The sequence below is a fragment of the Campylobacter concisus genome (assembly GCF_003048905.1).
In the GTDB taxonomy this organism is placed as follows: Bacteria; Campylobacterota; Campylobacteria; order Campylobacterales; family Campylobacteraceae; genus Campylobacter_A; species Campylobacter_A concisus_V.
This window is the reverse complement of sequence record NZ_PIRO01000005.1, coordinates 1-23,586: the sequence shown is the minus strand read 5'-3', so window position 1 is coordinate 23,586 and position 23,586 is coordinate 1. Positions and strand designations below refer to the sequence as shown.

Annotated in this window: 25 protein-coding genes; 13 read left to right on the top strand and 12 right to left on the bottom strand. The window is 38.7% G+C overall.

The features are described from left to right. Positions 1-4 precede the first annotated feature (4 nt). The 4 genes from CVS95_RS08355 to CVS95_RS08340 are packed head-to-tail and all read right to left on the bottom strand — an operon-like array spanning position 5 to position 3,645. The gene (locus CVS95_RS08355; RefSeq protein WP_107696282.1) at positions 5-472 is read right to left on the bottom strand and encodes a phosphatidylglycerophosphatase A; all 468 of its coding nucleotides are present in this window, start codon (positions 470-472) and stop codon (positions 5-7) included. Between the two features lie 8 nt (positions 473-480). Next, entirely contained in the window at positions 481-1,662 is a 1,182-nt protein-coding gene (locus CVS95_RS08350) for a sulfate adenylyltransferase (RefSeq protein WP_103559742.1), read from the bottom strand. Then, complete coding sequence (locus CVS95_RS08345) at positions 1,640-2,530, bottom strand: response regulator (protein WP_107696281.1); 891 nt, start codon at positions 2,528-2,530, stop codon at positions 1,640-1,642. The genes CVS95_RS08350 and CVS95_RS08345 overlap by 23 nt, the downstream gene beginning before the upstream one ends. Further along, positions 2,527-3,645 (bottom strand): bifunctional 2-C-methyl-D-erythritol 4-phosphate cytidylyltransferase/2-C-methyl-D-erythritol 2,4-cyclodiphosphate synthase, encoded by a 1,119-nt coding sequence (locus CVS95_RS08340; RefSeq protein WP_103589510.1) that lies wholly within the window; start codon positions 3,643-3,645, stop codon positions 2,527-2,529. Before CVS95_RS08340 ends, CVS95_RS08345 begins: the two co-directional genes overlap by 4 nt. A 148-nt stretch (positions 3,646-3,793) precedes the next feature. Here CVS95_RS08340 and thiC point away from each other — a divergent pair, with 148 nt between their 5' ends. The 6 genes from thiC (at position 3,794) to CVS95_RS08310 (ending at position 9,363) form a co-directional block, all read left to right on the top strand. Then, a complete protein-coding gene (gene thiC, locus CVS95_RS08335) occupies positions 3,794-5,092 on the top strand; it encodes a phosphomethylpyrimidine synthase ThiC (protein WP_107696280.1) in 1,299 nt (432 codons plus the stop codon). After that, positions 5,086-6,186, top strand: a complete 1,101-nt coding sequence (locus CVS95_RS08330; protein ID WP_107696279.1) for an Mrp/NBP35 family ATP-binding protein — start codon at positions 5,086-5,088, stop codon at positions 6,184-6,186. Before thiC ends, CVS95_RS08330 begins: the two co-directional genes overlap by 7 nt. A gap of 145 nt (positions 6,187-6,331) precedes the next feature. Continuing rightward, complete coding sequence (locus CVS95_RS08325) at positions 6,332-6,598, top strand: ACT domain-containing protein (protein ID WP_107696278.1); 267 nt, start codon at positions 6,332-6,334, stop codon at positions 6,596-6,598. Between the two features lie 9 nt (positions 6,599-6,607). Then, on the top strand, positions 6,608-7,945 hold the full coding sequence (locus CVS95_RS08320; protein ID WP_107696277.1) for a PFL family protein: 1,338 nt from the start codon (positions 6,608-6,610) through the stop codon (positions 7,943-7,945). 104 nt (positions 7,946-8,049) lie between these two features. Further along, positions 8,050-8,739 (top strand): cytochrome-c oxidase, encoded by a 690-nt coding sequence (locus CVS95_RS08315; protein WP_107696276.1) that lies wholly within the window; start codon positions 8,050-8,052, stop codon positions 8,737-8,739. Between the two features lie 171 nt (positions 8,740-8,910). Further along, on the top strand, positions 8,911-9,363 hold the full coding sequence (locus CVS95_RS08310) for a hypothetical protein (RefSeq protein WP_107696275.1): 453 nt from the start codon (positions 8,911-8,913) through the stop codon (positions 9,361-9,363). Between the two features lie 84 nt (positions 9,364-9,447). On the opposite strand, the gene CVS95_RS08305 is transcribed toward CVS95_RS08310, so the two are convergent. After that, on the bottom strand, positions 9,448-10,050 hold the full coding sequence (locus CVS95_RS08305; protein ID WP_107696274.1) for a YagU family protein: 603 nt from the start codon (positions 10,048-10,050) through the stop codon (positions 9,448-9,450). 164 nt (positions 10,051-10,214) lie between these two features. Between CVS95_RS08305 and CVS95_RS08300 the strand changes: the two genes are divergently transcribed. Continuing rightward, on the top strand, positions 10,215-11,414 hold the full coding sequence (locus CVS95_RS08300) for a 2,3,4,5-tetrahydropyridine-2,6-carboxylate N-succinyltransferase (RefSeq protein ID WP_107696273.1): 1,200 nt from the start codon (positions 10,215-10,217) through the stop codon (positions 11,412-11,414). 11 nt (positions 11,415-11,425) lie between these two features. Further along, on the top strand, positions 11,426-11,920 hold the full coding sequence (locus CVS95_RS08295; protein WP_107696272.1) for a hypothetical protein: 495 nt from the start codon (positions 11,426-11,428) through the stop codon (positions 11,918-11,920). Positions 11,921-12,099: 179 nt separating this feature from the next. On the opposite strand, the gene CVS95_RS10010 is transcribed toward CVS95_RS08295, so the two are convergent. The 7 genes from CVS95_RS10010 to CVS95_RS08265 all read right to left on the bottom strand — a co-directional run bounded on the left by CVS95_RS10010 (position 12,100) and on the right by CVS95_RS08265 (position 18,604). Then, positions 12,100-12,204 carry a Fic family protein gene (locus CVS95_RS10010; RefSeq protein ID WP_103559757.1) on the bottom strand — a complete coding sequence of 35 codons (105 nt, stop codon included), beginning with the start codon at positions 12,202-12,204 and terminating at the stop codon, positions 12,100-12,102. Positions 12,205-12,292: 88 nt separating this feature from the next. Then, complete coding sequence (locus CVS95_RS09600; RefSeq protein WP_159071267.1) at positions 12,293-12,490, bottom strand: hypothetical protein; 198 nt, start codon at positions 12,488-12,490, stop codon at positions 12,293-12,295. An 81-nt stretch (positions 12,491-12,571) separates the two neighbouring features. Beyond that, positions 12,572-12,793, bottom strand: coding sequence for a DUF4172 domain-containing protein (locus CVS95_RS10005; protein WP_223154482.1), 222 nt, complete (start codon positions 12,791-12,793; stop codon positions 12,572-12,574). Positions 12,794-12,935: 142 nt separating this feature from the next. Then, complete coding sequence (locus CVS95_RS08280) at positions 12,936-13,358, bottom strand: gamma-glutamyl phosphate reductase (protein ID WP_084041528.1); 423 nt, start codon at positions 13,356-13,358, stop codon at positions 12,936-12,938. A 1-nt stretch (position 13,359) separates the two neighbouring features. Then, positions 13,360-14,148 (bottom strand): peptidoglycan-binding protein, encoded by a 789-nt coding sequence (locus CVS95_RS08275; RefSeq protein WP_107696271.1) that lies wholly within the window; start codon positions 14,146-14,148, stop codon positions 13,360-13,362. A 145-nt stretch (positions 14,149-14,293) separates the two neighbouring features. Further along, positions 14,294-16,105 carry a glutamine--fructose-6-phosphate transaminase (isomerizing) gene (gene glmS / locus CVS95_RS08270; protein ID WP_107696270.1) on the bottom strand — a complete coding sequence of 604 codons (1,812 nt, stop codon included), beginning with the start codon at positions 16,103-16,105 and terminating at the stop codon, positions 14,294-14,296. 3 nt (positions 16,106-16,108) lie between these two features. Beyond that, on the bottom strand, positions 16,109-18,604 hold the full coding sequence (locus CVS95_RS08265; RefSeq protein ID WP_107696269.1) for an HD domain-containing protein: 2,496 nt from the start codon (positions 18,602-18,604) through the stop codon (positions 16,109-16,111). Positions 18,605-18,714: 110 nt separating this feature from the next. On the opposite strand from CVS95_RS08265, the gene mqnE reads away from it, so the two are divergent. Genes mqnE through CVS95_RS08240 form a run of 5 tightly spaced genes read left to right on the top strand, consistent with a single transcriptional unit; the run spans position 18,715 to position 23,466 of the window. Then, positions 18,715-19,779: an aminofutalosine synthase MqnE gene (gene mqnE, locus CVS95_RS08260; protein ID WP_107696268.1), complete on the top strand. Its 1,065-nt coding sequence runs from the start codon at positions 18,715-18,717 to the stop codon at positions 19,777-19,779. A gap of 12 nt (positions 19,780-19,791) precedes the next feature. Then, entirely contained in the window at positions 19,792-21,084 is a 1,293-nt protein-coding gene (locus CVS95_RS08255; RefSeq protein WP_107696267.1) for an NCS2 family permease, read from the top strand. 12 nt (positions 21,085-21,096) lie between these two features. After that, positions 21,097-21,537: a phosphoribosyltransferase gene (locus CVS95_RS08250; protein WP_107696266.1), complete on the top strand. Its 441-nt coding sequence runs from the start codon at positions 21,097-21,099 to the stop codon at positions 21,535-21,537. A gap of 9 nt (positions 21,538-21,546) precedes the next feature. Further along, on the top strand, positions 21,547-22,764 hold the full coding sequence (locus tag CVS95_RS08245) for a glycosyltransferase family 39 protein (protein ID WP_107696265.1): 1,218 nt from the start codon (positions 21,547-21,549) through the stop codon (positions 22,762-22,764). Continuing rightward, positions 22,765-23,466 carry a Tfp pilus assembly protein FimT/FimU gene (locus tag CVS95_RS08240; RefSeq protein ID WP_107696264.1) on the top strand — a complete coding sequence of 234 codons (702 nt, stop codon included), beginning with the start codon at positions 22,765-22,767 and terminating at the stop codon, positions 23,464-23,466. Positions 23,467-23,586 lie beyond the last annotated feature (120 nt).

Genomic DNA, 23,586 nt, shown 5'->3' with positions numbered 1-23,586 from the left:
ATTTTTACGGCAAAGTTATGCCAAATTTTATAGCAGCCCCGTATATTATTGCGCTAATTATTCCAGCAAAAAAGCCAGCCACCATATCATCGCCCATTACGCCAAGTCCGCCCTTTATATTGCGGTCGATCCTACCTATTATCGAAGGCTTTTTAATATCAAGCACTCTAAAAAGTACAAGCGAGAGCATGAGTTGAGAGATCGTAGCTCCACTAATGGCAATAGCAAGCCAAACTCCAGCAACTTCGTCTATAACGATAAAACTTTCATCGTGAGAATTTACCTTTTTTTCAAAATCATCAATAACGCTAATGCTTACCAAAAATAGCAAAATGCTAGCTAGAAAAAGCGTGGTTGATGATAAAAAATAAAGCACAAAATAAGCTACCACAGCGCCAGCGATAGAGCCCCAAGTACCAGGTGCTTTTGGCAAAAGTCCAAATCCAAAAAAAGTTAAAAATAGTTTTTGCATAAATTTCCTTAAGTCATCGATGATGTTTGATAAAGCTTCATAAGCTCTTCGTAAAAGTCGCGGTCAGTTTTATTTTCAAGTAGTCCTGAATTTACAAAAAGGTCATCACAAAGCTTTTGCACGTCTTTGAAGCGATTTGTAAAGAGTTTGCTTAAAACTAGTGCAGAAATTTCTGGCCTCACAAGAATTGCTGGTGGCATAATGCCGTTAAATAGCAGCTCTTTGATAACATCTGGATGATATTTGATCTGATGATGTTGTCCGTGCGGGCAACTTTTGGTGCTAACTAGTGTCTTGCATTTGTTGCAATAAACTAGCTCTGGCAGCACGATTACCTCTAAATTTAGGTCGTTTTTATAAATATCAAGAATCGTATGAGCTTCATTGTGATCAAAAAACATTCCAATTCCTGAGTGGTTTTGTCCGATGACTAGCTTATTTGCTCCAAATCTTGAAGCAGCGATACACTCAAGTGTAGGATTTGCGTGCGAGCTAAAAAGAGTCGTGTTTTTTAGAGCAAAGACAAAGACCTTTTTTATTGGTAAATAATTTTGTATAAAATAATCCAGCACTTGCTTTCTAATCTCGTAATCAACGTGCTTTTCTTCACGTGTTCGTATTAAAAAAATGATTACTAAATCAGCCTTGTCAATAGTCATTCTAACAAGGCGCTCGTGAGCTCTATTAAATGGATCAGCCGTTAAAAAGACCGCCGTTATCTTTTTGGCGCCATCTTCTTTTATTAGATCATTTAGTGCATTTTTGCTTATTTGCATACTTTCATCATAAAGCTCAAATTCGCCACTAATGCCGTATTTGCCTAAATTTAGCTCTTTATCATTACTGGCTTCATTTGCTAAAAATATATTTTTAGCCCTCATGTTCTCGTCAAATTTAAAGACCTTGGCAACATTGATGTGTCCAACGATCTTGCCATCAAGACTTAGATTTACCTTTTGTCCAGGAGTAAGCTTGCTGGCAATATTTTGATTTAGCTCGCCAAATGGAGCAAATCCAAAAGAATACGGCATTGGCTCGCCATTAAAATAGCCTTTTTTACTCACCTCTTTTATCTGTTCATCATCCATCAACGAGTCGTAATCTGAGAGAATTTTATTTTTTATTAGCTCCAAAGCACCAAAAACTTCGGTATTTATAGAAATTTCACTATTTTTTCTTGCTGACGTCATATTTCTTTCTCTTTTCCCAAAGTGATTTTCTAGAAATTCCAAGCTTTTTGCTAAGTTCTGTATCAGGAAATTTATCTTGATAATTAACGATTATGTACTTTATATATTCATCGATCGTAACGATCTCATCGATATTGAAATTTTTATCGCGTCCTGAAAGCTCAAGCTCGTCAAATGGTGCTTTTTGTGCAAAATCGTTAGTTGAGATCGCGACCTTTTTCTTTTTGCAAATTTCTAAAATTTTCTCTTTTTCTTCTTGTTTTAGCTCCTCTAAATTTGTCATATAGATTAGCTCGTCACCATTTTTAGCTAGTGCCTTTTCAAGCTCAGAGAAACAGGCTTTGCCTAAAAATAAAAATGGTAATTTGCAAGCTTTTACGTAGCTAAATATAAATTTATCGCTGTATCCGCTTTTGCTTGATTTTAAAAGCAGTGGAAATTTTATCTTTTTTGCCTCAAAGCTAGAAATTTCGTACTCTTTTAAAGCATAATTTACGTAGCTTTCATAGTTTTTGATTTCGTTTTTGAAATTTCTAAATTCCTCAAAATGCTTTATCTTTCTAACTAGCTCTTCTATCATAAATGGCTTTTGGATGTAATCAACTGCACCTGCCTGAATCGGTTTTAGCACAGTGTCACTATTGATATAAGCGATTAGTAAAATAATGATAGAGTTTTTAAATTTTTCGATAACAGGGTAAAAATCCTGCCCTGGGAGTGTGGTAGAAAGTAACACTACATCAAAATTTTCAAACTTCAATGCCTCTTTAACGCTCTTGGCAATCTCACAGTCGTAGCCAAAATCAGCTAGCTTACTAGCCATCGAGCCAGCTAGGTAAATTTCATTTTCTACTATTAAAATTTTCATATTTGTTTCCAGTTGTAAAATTTAAGGCTAGCACTTGCCATTACGGCGATCCCTTCGCATCTGCCAACAAAGCCAAGCCCTTCAGTAGTCGTTGCCTTTACATTTATGCGGCTTTGGCTTAAATTTAGAGCTTTTGCGATATTTGCCTCCATTTTTGACTTTAGTTTTGAAATTTTTGGTTTTTGTGCCATTATCGTGATATCAGCGTTTGTTAGCACAAAGCCCACGCTTTGCACCCTTTTGTAAGCCTCCTCAAGCAAGTAAATGGAGCTAATATCTTTAAATTTAGCATCTGTATCAGGGAAAAGCTCGCCTATATCGCCAAGCCCAGCAGCTCCCAAGATAGCGTCTGTTAATGCATGAAGTGCCACGTCGCCATCGCTGTGTGCTTTTAGCCCAAACTCATAGTCGATCTTCTCACCACAAAGAATCAAAGGACGACCCTTTTCAAACTCATGCACGTCAAAGCCGTTTCCAACAAAGACTTCATTTTCAGGCTCTTTTAAAGCAGAAATTTTGGCAAGATCCTCTTTGTAAGTGATCTTTCTTGCCATCTCATCACCTAAAATTTGCCATACGCTAGCACCAATGGCTCTCATAGCCGAGCTATCATCTGTGTAAATTTCGCCGCTGCTAAGAGCCTTTTTAAGAAGTGCTGTGCGCGAGAGCTGCGGTGTTTGGATAAGTTTTACCTTTTCTCTGTCTATTGCATTTTCGCCAAGATAAGCGGTGTCAGCGATCTTTAGTGCAGGCACCACGCAGTCAGCCTGAGCGGCCGCCTCGATGATCTTGTGAAAGAGCTCGCTTGATATGCAAGGACGCGCGATGTCGCTAACTAAGACAAATTCACTATTTACTAGCTCAAGTGCGTTTTTTAGGCTATCTTGCCTGGTTTCGCCGCCATCAACAAATTTATAATTTGGAGCAAATTTTGACATATATTTGCACTCTTTGCTAACGACGATTATCTCTTTAAATGTGTAAAAGTTACTCAAATTTTTAGTAGCGAATAGCCAAAGTGGATCGCTTCCTATTCGAAGCCATTGCTTCTTTACTGGTAGCTCAAAACGGCTAGAATTTCCTGCTCCAAGCATTATAAGTGATATATCAAGCAAGATAACTCCTTTGAAAATTGTTACAGAATTATACATCTCAAAACTTCAAAATTTCTTTTTAAAAAAGTAAATTTTTAAAAGCTTATTTAGTTAGTTTAAATCAAAAAAGGACTAAAATGAGGTTTTTAAAAATCAAAAAAGGCCTTATATGAGAGATAAGACGCAGATGTATTATGCTAGGCGCGGCGAGATAACGCAAGAGATGAGCTATGTGGCAAGGATCGAAGGGCTTAGTGAAAATTTGGTGATGGATGAGGTGGCAAAAGGTAGCATCATCATCCCAGCAAATATAAATCATAAAAATTTAAAGCCAATGGGCATAGGCAGAAAGCTAAAGACAAAGGTCAATGCAAATATCGGCAACTCAAGCCTAAGTAGTGACATTTGCGCTGAGCTTAGAAAGCTTGAAATTTGCCTAGAATTTGGTGCTGATACGGTTATGGATCTAAGTACGGACGGCGATTTAGACTCTATTAGAAGTGCGATCATCGAGCATTCAAGCGTGCCAGTTGGCACAGTGCCTATGTATGAAATTTTAAAAGAGGCAAAAGAGGTTACAAATATCACAAATGAGCTCATTTTAGAGATACTTGAAAAGCAAGCAAAGCAAGGAGTTAGTTACTTTACGATACACGCTGGCTTTTTGCGTGAGTTTTTGCCACTTGTTAAAAAGCGTAAAATGGGCATAGTAAGCCGCGGTGGCAGTTTAAGCGCAAGCTACATGTCAAAGTTAAATAGACAAAATCCATTTTATGAAATTTTTGATCAAATTTTAGAAATTTGCGCAAGATATGATGTCTCGCTCTCGCTTGGCGATGGACTTCGCCCAGGATGCCTTTTTGATGCGACAGACGAGGCACAGCTTAGTGAACTAAAGGTGCTTGGAGAGCTAACGCTTCGTGCATGGGAAAAAGATGTGCAAGTGATGATTGAGGGTCCTGGTCATGTGCCATTAAATCAAATTGAGTATAATATGAAAATCGAACAAGAGCTCTGCCATGACGCCCCATTTTACGTGCTTGGGCCGCTTGTCTCAGACATAGGTGCAGGATACGATCATATCACCTCGGCGATCGGTGGCACAATGGCAGCATATCACGGTGCTAGCATGCTTTGCTACGTGACGCAAAAAGAGCACCTTGGCTTGCCAAACGAAAATGATGTAAGAGAGGGCATCGTAGCTCACAAGATAGCAGCTCATGCCGCAGACGTCGCGCTTGGCAAAGCTGGAGCTATCGAAAAAGATCATGCGATGAGTGATGCAAGATACGCATTTGATTGGAACAAGCAGTTTGAGCTTAGCTTTGATCCAAAAAAGGCTAGAGAGCTTCACGATGAGAGCTTGCCAGAAGACGCGTTTAAGAGCGCTCATTTTTGTTCGATGTGCGGACCAAAATTTTGTGCATATAAAATTTCAAAAGATCTAGAAAAAGGAGAAAAATGTTAAATAAAGAAGAGGTCTTAAATAGGCTAAAAGGTGTTATATATCCTGGTTTTGAAAAAGATATAGTTAGCTTTGGCTTTGTAAAAAATGTAGAAATCGGCGATAAAATTTTAATCGAAGTCGAGATCGTCAGCTCAAGCCCAGAAGTGGCAAACGAGCTAAAAACGGACATCAAACGTGTCATGGGCTCAAATGAGTATGTGCTAAATTTGATCCAGCCAAAGATACCTGAGGAGAAAAGTAACACTCAAAGTGGTAAAAATATCGCGCCACAAGTTAAAAATTTCGTAATGGTAAGCTCAGGAAAAGGTGGCGTTGGTAAATCAACCACAACGCTAAATTTAGCCATCTCAATGGCAAAACTAGGCAAAAAAGTGGGAATTTTAGACGCTGACATCTACGGACCAAATATCCCAAGAATGTTAGGTGAAGTAAATACTCAGCCACAAGTCGTTGGTAACAAGCTAAAACCGATACTTAGCCACGGTGTTGAGATGATGAGTATGGGCGTTTTGATGGAAGAGGGCATGAGCCTCATCTGGCGTGGCTCGATGATAATGAAAGCGATCGAGCAGCTGCTAAAAGACGTGCTTTGGAGCGAACTTGATGTCTTGTTTCTCGACATGCCTCCAGGAACGGGCGACGCACAGCTAACTCTAGCTCAAAGCGTGCCAGTAACGGCAGGTATTTGCGTCACAACGCCACAAGTGGTAGCGCTTGACGATAGCAAGCGTGCGCTTGATATGTTTGAGAAGCTCCACATCCCAATCGCTGGCGTCATCGAAAATATGAGTGGTTTCATCTGCCCAGATAATGGCAAAGAGTACGACATCTTTGGCAAAGGTACGACTGAAGAGGTAGCAAAAGCTTACAACACGCAAATTTTAGCCGAAATCCCTATCGAACCAGCTGTTCGCGTGGGTGGAGATAATGGTAAGCCAGTTAGCTTCTATGAGCCAAACTCAGTCACTGCAAAACGCTACGAGAGCGCGGCTGCTAGACTTTGGGAAGTGATAGAAAATATAAATAGTGATGGCGGAGCTGATAACTCAGCGATCCAACCAGTAAATGACGGCAAGAGTGCTTGCTCGAAGTAAAATTTACAAAAGATAAAAATTTATATCAAATTTTAAAATTTGCCAGTTTGAAGTTGGCTGCCAAAATTTAGCTTTGCTTGATACTTGGCTTAAATTTTGGAGCCAAAATGCACTTCAAATCAAAAATTTATTAACAGGAGAAAAGATGAAAGCGATCGTAACCGTAGTCGGAAAAGATAGAGTCGGCATCGTTGCTGGCGTCTCAGCAAAGCTTAGCGAGCTAGGGCTAAACATAGATGATATCTCACAGACTATTTTAGATGAGTTTTTTACGATGATGGCAGTGGTTTCAAGTGATGAAAATAAGGATTTTACGGTCCTAAGAGAAGAGCTTAATAAACTTGGAGAGAATCTAAAAGTAAAGATAAATATCCAAAGTTCCGCTATCTTTGATGCGATGCATACAATCTAAGGAAAAACAATGGACATCAAAAACGTAACCGAAACGATCTCGATGATCGAAGAGCAAAATTTTGACATCAGAACGATCACGATGGGCATTAGTTTGCTTGACTGCATCGATCCTGATATAAACAAAGCTTGCGACAAAATTTACGCAAAAATCACCACTAAAGCCAAAGACCTAGTCAAAGTGGGCAACGAAATTTCTACTGAGCTAGGCATACCAATCGTCAATAAAAGAGTGAGCGTGACGCCTATCTCGATAATCGGCGCCGCAACGGATGCAAAAGACTACGTGATGATCGCAAAGACGCTTGATAGAGCGGCTATTGAGGTTGGTATTGATTTTATAGGTGGTTTTTCAGCTTTAGTTCAAAAGGGATATCAAAAGGGCGATGAAATTTTGATAAATTCTATCCCGCAAGCACTTGCGCAGACTACAAAAGTGTGTGCAAGCGTCAATGTCGGCTCAACGAAAACTGGCATAAATATGAGCGCGGTGCGTGATATGGGACGTATCATAAAAGAGACGGCGGCAGCTTCGGAGATGGGTTGTGCCAAGCTTGTTGTCTTTGCAAATGCAGTCGAGGATAATCCTTTCATGGCTGGTGCATTTCACGGCGTGGGCGAGGCTGATGTGGTGATAAATGTCGGCGTTTCTGGCCCTGGCGTGGTAAAAAGAGCCCTTGAAAAGGTACGTGGCGAGAGCTTTGACGTGGTGGCTGAGACCGTTAAAAAGACGGCGTTTAAGATAACGCGTATCGGCCAGTTAGTTGGTCAAATGGCGAGTGAGCGCCTTGGGATGAAATTTGGTATCGTCGATCTCTCTCTTGCCCCAACACCAGCTGTGGGCGACTCGGTGGCTCGTGTGCTTGAGGAGATGGGGCTTGAGGCTGTTGGTACGCACGGAACGACTGCGGCACTTGCTTTGTTAAATGACGCAGTTAAAAAAGGTGGCGTCATGGCGTGCAATCAAGTGGGCGGCTTAAGCGGTGCATTTATCCCGGTCTCAGAAGATGAGGGCATGATAGCTGCGGTGCGCGCGGGATCGCTAAATTTAGAAAAGCTTGAAGCGATGACGGCGATATGCTCGGTTGGTCTTGATATGATCGCTATACCTGCTGACACACCAAGCGAGAGCATAGCTGCTATGATCGCTGATGAGGCGGCTATCGGCGTGATAAATCAAAAAACAACGGCCGTTCGAATTATACCTCTTGGACGTGAGGGCGATATGATCGAGTTTGGAGGCCTTTTAGGAAGAGCACCTGTGATGAAGATAAACAAAGCCTCTAGTGCCGACTTCATCGCTCGTGGCGGACAAATTCCAGCTCCAATTCATAGTTTTAAAAACTAATCTTCGAAGTCCGCTTTAAATTTGCGGACTTTTTCTTAAATTTATCCTAATCTTTTCAACTGCTTTTAGTTAAAATAATAAAAATTTTAAACCAAGGAGCTAAAATGAAAATTTTATCACTGCTTTTGATGCTACTTTTTACAGCGGTATGTGGCTTTGCAAATGATGGCAAAGTAAGAAGTATCGACATCTACGTCACGCCATACTACTCAGCAAATGCTGGCAAGGTGGAGTACGTAAAGGTCTATGACAAGATAGATGAGCTTTTAAAAAGTGGCAAAAAAGAGGGCTTTAAAAAGGCTGAAAAGATCGTACAAGACGCCCCACAAATGGTCTCTCCGATAACTCTTTTTGTTCTTTCAGCTCGCGCATACGATCTTGGACTTCGCGATGATGCGGTATTTTGGTTTTATGCGGCAAAAAATCGCGCGATCTTGCTAAGAGGCGTTATAGACATGGAGGGCGAGAAATTTACTGACGTGGTGGCCGCGATAGGAGCGTTTATGAAGCTTGTTGGCGACGTGGTCAATCCTTATGCATTTTGCGATATCAAAAAGCAACAAGAGATCGCTGATAAAGCGCTTGAATGGACTAAGAAAAATGCTTATGAAGCGATGTTCTCGCCAGAATTTAGCTCACCTCACGAAGATAGAAAAGCAGCCCTTGCAAAAGGCATAGAAAAGCTAGAAGCCCGCAATAAAAAAGAGAAAGATTACTTTTTAGATAAAGATAATCTTGCTAACTTTAAAGCTATGCGCAAGCAAAATGGCACTGATGAGAAATTTTGCTTCTAAATAGCGAGAAAAACTGAAAATTTGCTTGTAAATTTAGCTTTTTCTTTATGCTAAAAGGTCAAATTTACAAGTTATCTTCATTTTAGATGATAAATTTTAGGTCACTACAAATTTGCTTAAATTTGGCTCTTTTTCATAAGAGTAGCAAAACCACAAAAATGAGAATAAAAAATGACTTTAAAATTTGGCGAACTTGAAAAAGTTGCAACTGATGATGGCTTTATCTGGTATGCGGAGATGAAGCTTGAAAGTGAAATTTTTGATCAGGTACCATTTTGCCTTGTTAGCACAGATGGGGCAGATGTGGATGATGAGACGATTTTGCTTGCGCAGAGTATCACCCAGGATATCGACCGGTACATAAAAGATGCGCTTATTTTTTTACGAGATGAGCTTAAGCAAAAATGCCTTTTGAGCAAGGACGAGCTTAAATTGCTTGACGTGCCAGTTTGCGACCTGCCATTTAGCTCGCCACAATGTACCTTTTATTCACACGATAAGCAGTGGCTGATGAGATTTGCTGAGGGTGCGCTTGATATTTGTGAACCTTTTGGTATTGGGGTGATTTTTGAAGGTGAAAAGCCACTTCGTTTAGAAAATTTAGAGCTTAGCCAGGAGTGCTAATCGCGGATAAATTTTGCTTTTAAATGGTGAGATAAATTTAGTTGCTGTTTTAGGTTTTTAGCCCAAAACAGTAGAAATTTGCACTTATGCGTTGCAGTAGCAATAATCACTTGGATCTTTTTCTTTTGTGATCCTAGCTCTTAGGTCGTGACGGATGATCTCTATCGACCAGAACCATATCATGTGGCCGACAAATTCAGATACATGCTCGTACCAAGGGAGTGTCCAAAGTGGTGGAGTAAGCCCCAAAATAGGTAATGTGATCACGTGAACAGCGATATTTACGATAACGCCAACTAGTAAGCCTTGCCATATTGTAATCTTTGGAAATTTCTCAGCCAAAACACAATAAGCAACCGCAAAAACGATCGAAAATAATATATGCGTCATCATTACGTAGTTAAATGCATGCCCTGCAAACTCGTAAATAGCGGCATTTGGATCGGCTACGCCCAAATAATCCCTTAAAAATACATAAGGCGGATTTAAGAAATTTCTAGAGCAATCGATCGCATCGGCTGCTCTAATGGCACTCTCTGGTCCACAAGCAGCGTTAAACATATCCATCGGACTTCTTGGAGGAAGTGGAAATTCTGCTCCCCATTTGACAAAAGCTGAGACAATGCCAGCGACAAGGCCGATTAACACAGCCAGAGCAAATCTAGGTTTTGTTACTAAATTTGACATTTAAACTCCTTCTTTAAATTTTGCGAAATATTATTGCAATTTACTTTATGATAAGGTTAATCATTATTAAAAATATAAAAATATTTAAAAATTTTAATGGACTTAAAATCATAAAATTTTTAGCCATTTTTGGCTAGACTAAGAAAAAATTTAAAGGAGAATAGATGTCTAAAGAGTTTAAAGATGCAAATGAATTTAAGGAATTTTTTGAAGAATTTAGAAAAAAAGATGGCTACAAAGATCCGCTTGCTTTTGGTATCGCTAGGATCGATCGCGGACAAAAAAATACAGATAAAATTTTGCAAGCGACATTCGCTGTTGTAAATTACAAAGAGAGCTTTTTAAGCGCAGCTGCTTATATCTATGCCTTGCAAAAATGTGATGTTAAGGTTGATTTTAATGGCTCTGAATTTGTAGCCGATCTTACTCCAAAAGTGGTGAAAAAAGCTAGCAAGCTCTTTAGTGTTTTTGAAAAAGAGATAAGCTCTCATAAAAATGTACAAAATTTGCATGCCGTAAAAATGGCATTCGATGACGATCTTGAACTAAATGAGAATAAATTTAAGCTTGTGTTTTTATTTGATGATGCAAAACCACTTAGCGTAGAGGCCGTATATCTCAAGCTTTACTTGATCTCACTTGGTAAGGTCGCACCTAGAACGATCGTGCTTGATGGAGCTTTTGGTGTGTTGCCAAATGTTGCATGGACTAGCCAAAATACGCCGATTGAGCTTGAATGGCTAAGAGAAAATGAAATTTCTCTAAAGATGTTTGGCGAATACCCAGCAATCGTTAGCGTCGATAAATTCCCAAGATTTTTAAGCCATATCATTCCGGCTGATAACACGAGAATTTTAGACTCAGCTAAGGTTCGCATGGGTGCTGCCGTGTATCCTGGCACAGTCGTTATGCCAGGTGCTGCCTACATCAACTTTAACGCAGGTACAACTGGTGGCGTGATGGTCGAAGGCAGAGTCAGCAGCTCTGTCGTAGTTGGCGAGGGTAGCGACGTAGGCGGAGGGGCAAGCATACTTGGCGTACTAAGTGGCACAAACGGGAACCCTGTAAGCATCGGCAAACACTGCTTGCTTGGGGCAAACTCAGTTACAGGTGTACCTCTTGGTGATAACTGCATCGTGGATGCTGGTATAGCAGTGCTTGAAGGCACAAAGGTCTATATATCAGCTAGCGAGTGCGAAAAGTTAGCTAAGCTAAATCCAGAGTTTAAATTTGAAGCTGAAATTTACAAAGCACTTGAGCTTGGCGGGCTAAATGGACTTCATTTTAGACAAAATAGCCAAACAGGTCAGATCACTGCAAGTGCGAGCAAAAGGGCGATCAAGCTAAATGAGGCACTTCATTAAAAGGAGCTAGCATGAAAGTTGGCATTTTGATGTTTGACAAGCTAAATCTACTAAGCTTTGCCAAAATTTATGATTTTTTACATAAATTTGAGGATTTTAATATCAAGACTTACGCACTAAAGCCTGAGATTGTCGATGAATTTGGCGTCAGGCTTCATCCAGAAATTTATGCTGAGAGCCTTTATGGTGTAGATATCTTAATCGTGCCAGATGGCGTTGGAGCACTTGGATTAAGATACGATGAGATATTTTTAAGCTGGGTTAAAAGCTCGGCGAGTGCGAAATTTAAGATAGGTTTTGACCTTGGCGTGCTTATCCTTGGTGGTGCTGGATTTTTAGAAGATAGAGAGGCTTGCATAAGGGGCGGATACAAAAATGCACTTAGTGACTACTGTGATGTTAATGATGCCAAGATGTGCGAAAGTAGGGGTGTCATAAGCGTTAGTGAATTTGATGATAGAATCAAAGAACAGCTGACAACGATACTAGGTAAAGATAATTTTTAATGGCTTTGACTCTTAAATTACGATAGAAATTTTATATTTTTAGTAAGCTTATAGCTTGTTTATAGCGCTATTTACCGCTTGTAGGTGTGCTACATTATCCACTCTGTGAAATCAAAATTTAAATTATTTCCAAGCTTTGTTATCTGCTCTAAAATTTCATAATAATTTTTTCTATTTGCTTAAATAATGCTAGAGATAGAAAATGGCTTAACACCATCTTCTCTTAAAAAGTAGTGCGCCAAAGCCCTTGTTATGCGTCCATTACCGTCATCATAAGGATGGATAAAAAACTAAAGATGTGCAATAAAACTTTTTAGATATGCGTTTTCAAGGCTTTTGTTGATAAAATTTTAAAAGTTCTCATCTCATCTTCTATACCTCTACTGGCAAGGCTTCATAGTGGATTTGCACATTTTCTGGAGAGCCTGAGACGACGCTCATCTCATCATCTCTAAACTTGGCTCGTTTTATCTTGTAAGTTTTGCTTTGGATATATTCAAACAAGGTATTGTGCCAGCTATGTAGCCGCTCGAGGTTCATATAGTCTTTGTTTAAATTTACTTCAAACATTAGCGAGACTAGATTAACACTGTGTCTAGTCGCATGAGTGTCAGCTAGCCAGTCAAAATTTTCATATAGCCTCTTTTTTATCTACGAGCGAATGCTTGATCTTTTAAGCCTTTCGCCCCCTATGAGAGATGAACTTATTATTTCATCTTCAAGTGCACTAATTTGCACCTTTAAAAGATCGTCTCTGCTGATATTGCTTGTTAGCTCTTTTAAATTTTTATGGTCTTGCTCTAACTTATTTGTAAGGGTGTCTATTACTCTTTTGTCGAAAGAAAAATTTGGGTAGTTGGGATGTTGTCGTATCCACAGGTTTTGTAATTTTTAATCAATGCACTGAACTTATTTATAGCAGTAAAATTTGGTATATGTATTGTTTTTGATTTGCTATTTGTAGAAGTCGTTTTTTTGTTAGAAAAGAGCCAGTTAAAGTTAAGGCTAGATAAGATTATCTACCTAGCCTATAGTCTCTTCTAGCATCCTTATAACCACGTCTATATCCACGCTCAAAACCATCATCATAGTCGTCATCGTTATAGTAGCCTCCGCGGTAACCACGCTGAAATCTATCATATCTTTCGTACTCATTTCGATAGTATGGGCGGTAGTTAGGCGGATATGGCGCATAGTTTGGATCAACAGGATAGTAGCCATTTGCACGGCAACTATCCTCGTCAAATTTTTCTATTCCGTTGCGAAATTTGTAGCTTTCTATTTTTTTGTCAAAGCTATCAATGCTTCTTATATCGCCATAAATTTTAGCCATTTCTCTTTGATTTATAAGACCACAAAGCCTAGCTTCAACTTTTTTTTCATAACTCATAGCAAACAAAAAAGTCAATGAACAAAATAAAATGGCTAAAAATTTCATGTTATTCTCCTACTTTTAGACTTCCGCCTTTTCCAAGACCACCTTTTACGGTTTGTGCTTTGTAATCTTTTAGGGCAATAACTAATTGATTCATCGAATCAAGAAAAGCATTTACAAGTGTTTTTCCTTCAGGTGTTCTTGAATACGCGCCAAGTCCAGCACCAAGAGAAGCGCCAGCACCGCCGCCCATGCCAAAGAAGTCAGTGCTAGAAGCTGAGCCAATAGCTGCCGCTAATTGAACACCTGAACGATTTTCTATAAGAACCAATGTGGTTTGTGTCTCTTTTGTTGAAAAACCACCAGCTATAGCACCTGCTACACTACCAAAAAGTGCTCCAACAAGAGCACCTGCACCGCCCGTATCTTCGTTACTAAAGAAAATTTCAGGGCGAATAGTATAATCAGCTGCTACCATTTTACCTTTGCCAAAACCAGAACCGCTACGTAGTTCGCCTGATCTATCAAGTGCACGCTCTTGCATCATATTATCCATCATAGCGCCACGTTCAACTATAACAAAACAACCAGTTTGTTGTGCAAGAAGGCGTAAAACAGGAATAGTTGATGTGAGCTCGTAGTTGCGTGTTAAATATGAATACCAGTCAGAATTCTGATCTTCGTAAAACGCAAGTGTTCCAAGAGTGCTACTACACTTTTCTATTTTTGTGTTAGCGTTTTTGTTGTTGCTACCAGCAGCACTGCCAGTTACGCCATTGTTGTTGCCAGTTGCGCAACCGCTTAAAAGTAAAACTCCAAGACCTACGCTTAGTAAAGATGAACTTAACTTCATTTTTATCCTTAATGTTTAAGTTGGTCTTAGCATTATATATAAGCAAATATTATAAAAATATTAATATAAGATTTATGTTTAGTAGCATAATGCAAAACTACTTTTATAAAAATTTAAGTAGCCAGCAAGATGCCAGCCACACGAGTTATTCGACAGTTACGCTTTTTGCAAGATTCCTTGGCATATCGACGTTGTTGCCAAGTCTAACAGAAATTTCAAGAGCAAGTAGCTGAAGTACAAGCATCATCTCGAAAAATTCGCTCATATAGTGATCTTGCGCGCTTGTTTTTACGTAGTCATCGCTTAGCTCAAACTCAAGTGGGCTTATCGCTAGGATGTATGCATCTCTTGCGGCAAGCTCTTCGACGTTGCTCTTTGTCTTTTCATAAAGTAAATTCTGAGGCATTAAAGCGATCGTAAATAGCTTCTCATCTGCAAGTGCGATAGGGCCGTGCTTCATCTCGCCTGAAGGATAGCCCTCGGCGTGAAGATATGAGATTTCTTTAAGCTTTAGCGCACCTTCAAGTGCTAGCGGATAGAAAATATCTCTACCGATAAAAAAGAAGCCATGCCCGTGCAAATAGTGCTTGCTTAGGCGGTGAAGCTTCTCTTGAAGAGAGTTATTGATATTTAAAATTTGTGGAATGTGAAGAAGAGTTTTGATCTCGTGATCAAGCTCTTTTTTGCTGATAGAATTTTTAGCTGCCGCCATTTGAAGCACAAGCATCCAAAGTACGATGATCTGCGTTGCAAAGGCCTTTGTGCTTGCCACACCTTTTTCGATGCCAGCACGAGTTAGAAGAGTATTGTCAGCTAGTCTAACGATAGATGAGTTATCAACATTACAAATAGCAAGCGTTCTAAGCCCAGCCTCTTTTGCTATCCTAAGTGCCTCAAGAGTGTCGGCTGTCTCGCCACTTTGTGAGATAACGATGAAGAGTGAGTTTTTGTTTAGATAAGGCTTTCTGTATCTAAATTCACTTGCCACTTCGACCTTTGTTCTAACTTTGGCAAGTCTTTCAAAAAGATAGCTTGCGGTTAGCGCTGCATGGTAGCTCGTACCGCACGCACAAAGTACGACATCATCGATACTTTTTAGATATTCATCGTCTAAATTTTCAAGGGTGACTTTGTGGTTTTTGACTCTGCCCATGATGGTTTCAGATACGACCGCACCTTGCTCGTAAATTTCTTTCTCCATAAAAAATGTATAGCCCTCTTTTTGGGCATAGCTCTTATCTTTTGGTAAAGCATTAAACGTTATGCTCGCCTTTTTGCCGTATTTAAAGACTGCGATCTCGTCTAAGCTCACGTAGCCGTAATTGTTGTCATCAAGATATGCCACCTCTGTTGCATTGCCGATAAGTGGAGCGTCAGATGAAGCAAAATATAGCTCTTTTTCATTACTCTTTCCTATCGCCATAGGAGCGGCATCTTTTGCAAAAAATATCTTATCAGGCGCAGTTTTGGTGATAAGTAGCGTCGCATAAGCGCCTCTTAGCTTTGCAATAGTTGCCTCATAAGCTTTAAATGGATCTTTTTTCTCTTTTAAAATTTCTTCAAAAAGGTGCACGATCACCTCAGTATCGGTTTGGCTGACAAATTTCACGCCCTTTGCCTCAAGCTCATCTTTAAGCTCTTTGTAGTTTTCGATGATGCCGTTGTGAACGACAAATGAGTGCTCGCCAAGGTGCGGGTGAGCGTTTATCTCAGTTGGTTTGCCGTGCGTCGCCCAGCGTGTGTGACCTATCGCCACGCCAAAACCTTCTGATGTAAAGTCCTTTGTCTTTTGGGCTAAATTTTCAAGCTTGCCAACAGCCTTGAAAAAGTCGATCTTGCCATCACTCATCACAGCCATGCCAGCGCTGTCGTATCCACGATACTCAAGCTCTTTTAGACCGCTTAAAATGACCTCTTTTTTCTCTTTATCTCCGATGTATCCTACGATTCCACACATGTTTTACTCGCTTATTAATAAATTTAATATCTCTTCGCCTTTACTCTCAAGTCGCTCGTTTTTCTCGATCAAAAAGAGATTTCTCGTTCTATTTTTAACCGTCTGAATTCTAGCACTCGTGACTTGAAAATTAAGCCTGTCAAAAACACTCATCACATAAGCCATTAGCCCACGCTGATCTTTTGCGTTGATGCTAAGTTTGGCGTAATCTTTTGAGTGATTTAGCTCGAAGTTTATCTCATCTTTGTTAATGTTTGGTTTCAAAGGCTCTTTTAAAACCTCGCTATTTAGGGATTTTAGAGCTAAATTTTTAGTAATTTCAAGCTCCTCTTTTTTAACATTTTGGTTAAAATCAAGCCTGATATAAAATTTCTTCTCAAAAAGCTCAAATATCTCCATATATGCAAGGTCAAATTTGGCAAATTCATAGAGCAGGGCGCTTAAATTTAGGCTCTTTTTTGTATAAATCTGAATGCTTAAATTTTTAGAGTTATTTATAAAAATTTCTGTCGTATCTAAGCTATCTGCAGCCTTGCTTAAATTTACGATCTCACTCGCACTATATTTTATAAAGACAAGATTTGATGTGATTTTAAAAATTTTCTCTTGCAAGCTTGGTTCAAGCGCCAAAAACTCGCTATTTCGTTTTATAGACTGCTCTTTTTTTACGCGCCTTGTTGCTTCATCTAGTAAATTTTCATCGCTAAATGCACTAAGAGAAATTTCATAAAGCTCTCTTAAAAGCTTTGCAGTATAGGCATTATAAAGCCTCTCGTTTGTCGCATTTATCACGCAGTAGCTAAGGATGTAAAGTAGTTTTAAAACCTGCTTGTCGCCAAGCTTTGAGATAAAAGCAAATATAACGCGTTGGGAATAAATGTCTTCTCTGTTTGAGACGTTGCTCATTAGCGTGTGGTATTTTATCAAGATGACGCCGATATTTACGGCTTTTTGACTTAAATTTAGCTTGTTTGCGTAGGCTCTAAAGATATTAGCGCCGATATTTGCGTGATCTTTGCCAAGCCCCTTGCCAACGTCGTGCATTAAAGTCACGATCTTTAGCATTGTTTTGCCCTCCAAGCAAAGCTCGGTATAGAGATTTTTTATGAATTTATCTTTTATATTTTCAAGAAATTTTACACTTAAAATACTATGCTCATCGACCGTAAATTCGTGATAGCCGTCGTACTGAGCTAGCTGACTGATGTGTTCCATTGGTTTTATTAAAATTTGTATCATTTGCGCATCGAGCAATGATTTTAAAATTGCGTAGGAATTTTTTCTTAAAAATATCTTCTTAAACTCGCTTATAGCGCGCTCTAGTCCATCTTTTGTGATGATGGCTCGCTTGATATAAAAGATCGCGCTTATATCAAATTTATAATCCACATCTTTTAGCTCTAAAAGCTCATTTATGAGATCCTCGATGAGCGCTGGCTTTTTGTGAAGTGGCACGTAGATGACGCCATTTATCTCATAAAAGCCATTTTTTAGCCTAGCAAATTTTCTCTGCTCGAAGCTTAGCTCGCTTTTGAAAAATGGCCTGCAAAGCGAAGCTGCGATAAATCTTGAATAAATGGCTACATTATTCATCGAGCTTAGCATCTTTTGGCTGATGACACTCTCGTTGTCTTGTAGTTTTTTGGACTTTGTCTGCATGAAATTTGTCGTGATCTCGACACTTGAAGCGCTGAAAGTATCGGTGTTTTGTGTTAAATTTAAAGCACTTAGCAAGCTTAGTAAAAAATCCACATTTAGATTAAAACTTGCGATCTCTTTTTCATTCATCACTTTAAGGGCTTGCGATCTAACCGAAACGTCGCTATCAAGGCAGTTTAGTATGCAGTTTAAGCGGTAAATTTCATCGATCCCGCCAAAGCCACTTTTTAAATTTGGCTCTTGTGCCAAGTAGCTTATGCTAGAAAATGGCAAAAATGCCTTTAAATGGTAGTTTAAAAAGGCTTTTTTATCAAATTCTTTTATCTTTACGATCTCGCTTTTTACTAGGCGGTAAAGGCTTTTTGAGCCACAAATGTAGCGAAGTTGCGAGGTTTCGCTTTTAAATTTAAGGTCATCTTTGAAATTTATAAAAATTTCATCCACTTCGGCGCTTTTTATCACAAATTTCATGCCAGAGCCATCTAAAATTTCAGAAAAATCTTTTAAGAAATTTTTTATATTGTAGCCCTTTAAATTTTTATAAACTAGCAAAATTTCAAGCTCGCTATTTGCGCTAAGCAGCGTTTGAGCGTATTTGCCAGTGGCTAGAACGCTAAAAGCAAAGCTGTCGTTTTGTGGCACAAACTCATCAAAAAATTCTCGCATAGTTTCATTTAAATAAGATTTTATAAAATCATCATACTCTTTGGCTAAGAAATTTGTGAAATTTCTGCCTTGATTTTTTTGAAAATGTTTTGGCAAATTTGCCTTATAATCAAGAAATTTCTCTTTGATCTTTGAATAATTATCGCTATTTTTGGCACTTTTATCAGCTAGCATTTAGTGTTTCCATTGTTAAAAATATCTTGGCAAATGTTACATAATTTTTGCAAAAACAAAGCTTTATTTGCTTATAATAAAGCCTTAAGTTCAGCTTTAGGACGATATAAATAATGAATCTATTACAAAAACTAGAAAGTGGCGAGAGATTAAGCAAGCAAGAGGCTTTTTCGCTTTATGAGCTTGATCTTTTTACCTTGGCTAAATTTGCCGACAAAAAGCGCAGAAAACTGCACGGCAACAAGGTCTTTTTTAACGTAAATCGCCACATAAACCCAACAAATATCTGTGCTGACATCTGTAAATTTTGCGCATTTTCAGCCCACAGAAAAAATCCAAATCCATACCTAATGAGCCACGAAGAAATTTTAAAGATCGTTGATGAGAGCGTGAGTCACGGTGTAAAAGAGATACACATCGTCTCCGCCCACAACGCAACTAGCGGCTGGCAGTGGTATTTAGAAATTTTTAAAAAGATAAAGGCAGCTCATCCAGAGCTTCACGTAAAGGCGATGACGGCGGCTGAGATCGACTTTTTATCAAGACATTACGGCTTAAGCTACGATGAGGTGATAGAAAAGATGCTCGAATACGGCGTCGATAGCATGCCAGGGGGTGGGGCTGAAATTTTTGACGAAGAGGTCAGGGCTAAAATTTGCAAAGGCAAAGTAAGTAGCGAGAACTGGCTCAAAATCCACAAAATGTGGCATGATAAAGGCAGACAAAGCAATGCAACGATGCTTTTTGGTCATATAGAAAGCCGTGATAATAGGATCGATCATATGCTAAGGATTAGAGACTTGCAAGATGAAACTGGCGGATTTAACGCGTTTATCCCGCTTGTCTATCAAAGAGAAAACAACTACTTAAAAGATGTTAAATTTTTAGGATCAGCTGAAATTTTAAAGACTCTGGCGATCTCACGTCTTGTGCTTGATAATGTCCCACATATCAAAGCTTACTGGGCTACTTCGACGCTAAATTTAGCGATGATAGCTCAGGAATTTGGCGCTGATGATCTTGATGGCACGATAGAAAAAGAGAGCATCCAAAGTGCAGCTGGCGCAAATAGCGCAAATGGCGTTACGCTAAAGACATTTTGCGATCTCATAAAAACATCTGGTTTTACGCCGGTTGAGCGTGATAGCTTATATAACGAACTTAAAATTTACTAAAAGGAGCTTGGGGTGAAATTTTTTGACTTAGCACAAAACAAAACGAGTGTGAAGCAGGAATTTGGAGCGGGACTTACGACATTTTTGGCGATGATGTATATCGTGCCGGTAAATGCGATCATTATGAGCAAAACTGGCATGCCTTATGAGGCACTAATCACGGCAACTGCGCTAATTACCATCTTTTCTACGATATTAAATGGTCTTTGGGCGAACACGCCAGTTGCGATGAGCGTTGGCATGGGGCTTAATGCTTATTTTACATTTGGTCTTTGCATCGGTATGAAAGTGCCTTGGCAAACGGCTCTTGGCGTTGTTTTTCTAAGTGGCGTGATATTTGTTGTCTTGTCTTTTACAAATTTTAGAATGTGGATAATAAGATCCATCCCACTTGATCTAAGAAGAGCGATAAGCGCTGGCATAGGCACCTTTATCAGCTTTGTTGCGTTTCAGCAAATGGGCTTTATCGTAAATAGCGACGCAGTTTTGGTTGGCATAGGAAATTTCAGAGATCCAAACGTGCTTCTTGGCGTTCTGGGGTTATTTTTGGTTATTTGCTTTTGGGCGTGGAAGATAAAGGGCGCGTTTATCCTAGCCGTGCTTGCTACTTCAGTGATTGCTTGGGTGCTTGGTATCGCTCCTCATCCAACAGAAATTTTCTCAACTCCAGCTTCTATCTCACCGATATTTTTAGAGCTTGACATAAAAGGCGCGCTTAGTCTAGCCTTGCTTCCTGTTGTAATCACCTTTTTTGTGACTGATCTTTTTGACTCGATAGGCACGCTAGCTGGCGTTGGCACAAGGGCTGGGATATTTGACGAAAACAAAAAAGATGGCGTCGTAAAACTTGAAAAAACTCTTGAAGCTGACGCTATTGCTACCGCAGCTGGCTCGCTTGTAGGCGTAAGTACGACCACATCGTTTGTAGAGAGTGCTAGCGGTGTAGAAGAGGGCGGTAGAACTGGTCTAACGGCTGTATTTTGCGGACTTTTGTTTATACTTACACTCTTTATGTTGCCACTTTTTAAAGCGATCCCTAGCAATGCCATTTATCCGATCCTTGTGATGGTTGGCGTGCTTATGTTTGCTGAGCTTGCTAGTATAAATTTCAAAGATCCGGCCATTGCGGTTGCGACATTTTTTATAGTCGTGCTCATCCCACTTACTTACTCGATCACAAACGGCCTTGCATTTGGTTTTATGTCATACGTCATAGTTAAGCTTATAAAGAGAGAATTTAGTGATATAAATTTAGGTGTAGTCGTGCTAGCGCTCATTAGTTTTATCGTATTTTTAGTGCATTGATAAGGATGAAAGATGATATTTTATAGCTACGATGAATTTGCCGTTGATGCCAAAAAGATGGCAAAACAGATAAAAGATGAGTTTGATCCAGAGGTGATACTAGCCGTGGCAAGAGGTGGTCTAACGCTTGGCCACTCACTAGCTGTTGCGCTTGAAAATAGAAATTTATTTACATTAAATTCTATCCACTACGAGGATACAAACAAGCTTGATACGATACAAATTTTTAACGTACCAGATCTTAGCAAATACACTAAAATTTTGCTTGTTGATGATATCATCGATAGCGGCGAGAGCATGGTCGAGATAAAAAGAGAGCTGCTTAAACGCTATCCAAATTTAGATATAAAGATAGCAACTGTATTTTACAAAGAGAAGGCTCTGCTTTTGCCTGAATTTAAGGTAAAAGAGGCTCACGATTGGATCGAGTTTTTTTGGGATATACATATTTAAGGAAAATTTTTGCTAGATAAATTTAGAGAATTTGTTAGACATCATGTCGCTTTTAGCGTATTTTTAATATGTTTGATTGATTGTATATTTTTACTTTTTACGGCAAATTCTCTTAGCATAAGTTACAGTGAAGCTGAAATTTTTTTTAACAAACAAAATTTTCTTAGCCATGTTTTAAACTTAAGCGTTCAAATTTTTGGTCAAACAGATATTGCTCTAAGATCTGTGATGATCGCGTTTCATGTCATAAGCGTCGTTTTAATGTATAAGGTAAGCAAATTTTACATTAAATTAGAGTTTGACAGACTTATTGCGGTATTGCTTTTTATCTTACTTCCTGGCACGATAGCTTCAGCTCTTATTGTCAATAATGCTGGGCTTTGCGTTATGCTGGCGCTCTTATGTATATACTTTTTCCATATTAAAAATAAAATTTTATTTGTAACATTTTTTTGTCTTTCTTTTTTTATAGATGGCGATTTTTTGATATTTTACGTAGGATTTTTTATATTTGCACTTTACAAAAGAAAGCCGCCTCTTGCTTGGCTAAGTGCTATTTTGTTTTTACTCACGCTTTACTTTTTTGGTTTTGATACAAATGGTAGGCCAAGTGGGCACTTTATCGATACTTTTGGTATCTTTGCCGCTGTTTTTTCGCCGTTTATTTTTATCTTTTTTGTCTATACGATTTATAGAATTTGGGTTAAGGAAAAGAAGGATCTTTTATGGTTTATCGCCATTTGCTCATTTTGCTTTTGTATGATAGTCTCAGTGCGCCAAAGGCTAGAGCTTGAGCAGTTTTTGCCGTTTTGCGTGATCGCAACGCCACTTATGGTAAGAGTTTTTTTTAATTCGTATCGCGTAAGATTGCCAAAATTTAGAAAAGGCTATAAAATTTGTACGACTTTAGTGATGCTTTTTCTGGCTATAAACTGGTCGATGATTGTATTTAATCAAATTTTTTACCTATTTTTGGATAATCCAACAAAGCATTTTGTCTATAAATTTGATATTGTAAAAGAGCTTGCTGATAAATTAAAAGAAGCGGAAATCAAGGATTTATACACTGACAATAAAAAGCTTGCATTAAGACTTAAATTTTATGGTATAGATGTAAGAGATGAGTCTAAAAATTTATTATTAAGCGTCGATCTAAATGGAAAATCAAAATTTTGCATAGAAAAAATGGGAAAAGTAATTGCAAATTTTGACATAAGAGGCAGGTAGATGCATAAAAACAAGGGTTTTACTGTTATAGAGCTTATCTTTGTGATTATTGCCGTAGGCATACTTGCAGCAATGATCATACCAAGGCTAGAAATAAACGGAGCTAGAGAGGCAGCTACACAGATGCTAACGCATATAAGGTACGCCCAACACCTTGCCATGCAAGATGATAAATTTGTACATTCTGAAAATGAAAAATTTTGGTTTAAAATGAGATGGGGGATAGCTATCAATGACACTAGTTTGCAAGAGTGCTCTGTAGATGAGCCTGGGGTTAAATCTTGGAAATATAGTATTTTTTATGATAAAAGAGGTGGTGGTAATAAATTTAGTGGTAATCTAAATTCCAAAGAAGAGGTTGCCGTCGATACACAAAAGTCAAATAAATTTTTAAGTGCGGGCTGGAGAGGCATTCCTCAGTCCTATTGCAATAAAATTAATACAGATTTAAATATCGAGAAAAAATATGGCATAAAATCAGTTAAATTTGTCGGTAGTTGCGGAAAAGGCAAAATGCAAACCATTGATTTTGATGAATTAGGTAGGCCTATGAGAGTAGTAAGTGTTACTGGCAATAAAGGAGCAAAAAGACCTTATTCAAGACTATTAAAAGGTGATTGTAAGATAGTTTTAACAGATAAAAATAACAATGTAGCCTCTATAAATATAGAAAAAAGAAGTGGATACGCATATATAAACTAAACCCTATAAACCTACTAATAAAAATACATACTTTAAAATTTTTAATCGCCAACAATTTTTTCTCAAATTCCCTAATTATTTCAACTATCTTTAAGTATTGCTCGTATATAATTCCAGCTC

Coding starts and splice junctions, on each gene's coding strand:
- CVS95_RS08240 (WP_107696264.1), top strand. CDS start 22,765: ATGCATAAAAACAAGGGTTTTACTGTTATAGAGCTTATCTTTGTGATT.
- CVS95_RS08275 (WP_107696271.1), bottom strand. CDS start 14,148: ATGAAGTTAAGTTCATCTTTACTAAGCGTAGGTCTTGGAGTTTTACTT.
- CVS95_RS08295 (WP_107696272.1), top strand. CDS start 11,426: ATGAAAGTTGGCATTTTGATGTTTGACAAGCTAAATCTACTAAGCTTT.
- CVS95_RS08350 (WP_103559742.1), bottom strand. CDS start 1,662: ATGACGTCAGCAAGAAAAAATAGTGAAATTTCTATAAATACCGAAGTT.
- glmS (WP_107696270.1), bottom strand. CDS start 16,105: ATGTGTGGAATCGTAGGATACATCGGAGATAAAGAGAAAAAAGAGGTC.
- CVS95_RS08330 (WP_107696279.1), top strand. CDS start 5,086: ATGTTAAATAAAGAAGAGGTCTTAAATAGGCTAAAAGGTGTTATATAT.
- CVS95_RS08315 (WP_107696276.1), top strand. CDS start 8,050: ATGAAAATTTTATCACTGCTTTTGATGCTACTTTTTACAGCGGTATGT.
- CVS95_RS08325 (WP_107696278.1), top strand. CDS start 6,332: ATGAAAGCGATCGTAACCGTAGTCGGAAAAGATAGAGTCGGCATCGTT.
- CVS95_RS08320 (WP_107696277.1), top strand. CDS start 6,608: ATGGACATCAAAAACGTAACCGAAACGATCTCGATGATCGAAGAGCAA.
- CVS95_RS08345 (WP_107696281.1), bottom strand. CDS start 2,530: ATGAAAATTTTAATAGTAGAAAATGAAATTTACCTAGCTGGCTCGATG.
- CVS95_RS08280 (WP_084041528.1), bottom strand. CDS start 13,358: ATGAAATTTTTAGCCATTTTATTTTGTTCATTGACTTTTTTGTTTGCT.
- CVS95_RS08310 (WP_107696275.1), top strand. CDS start 8,911: ATGACTTTAAAATTTGGCGAACTTGAAAAAGTTGCAACTGATGATGGC.
- thiC (WP_107696280.1), top strand. CDS start 3,794: ATGAGAGATAAGACGCAGATGTATTATGCTAGGCGCGGCGAGATAACG.
- CVS95_RS08305 (WP_107696274.1), bottom strand. CDS start 10,050: ATGTCAAATTTAGTAACAAAACCTAGATTTGCTCTGGCTGTGTTAATC.
- CVS95_RS08300 (WP_107696273.1), top strand. CDS start 10,215: ATGTCTAAAGAGTTTAAAGATGCAAATGAATTTAAGGAATTTTTTGAA.
- CVS95_RS09600 (WP_159071267.1), bottom strand. CDS start 12,490: ATGTTTGAAGTAAATTTAAACAAAGACTATATGAACCTCGAGCGGCTA.
- CVS95_RS08250 (WP_107696266.1), top strand. CDS start 21,097: ATGATATTTTATAGCTACGATGAATTTGCCGTTGATGCCAAAAAGATG.
- CVS95_RS08355 (WP_107696282.1), bottom strand. CDS start 472: ATGCAAAAACTATTTTTAACTTTTTTTGGATTTGGACTTTTGCCAAAA.
- CVS95_RS08265 (WP_107696269.1), bottom strand. CDS start 18,604: ATGCTAGCTGATAAAAGTGCCAAAAATAGCGATAATTATTCAAAGATC.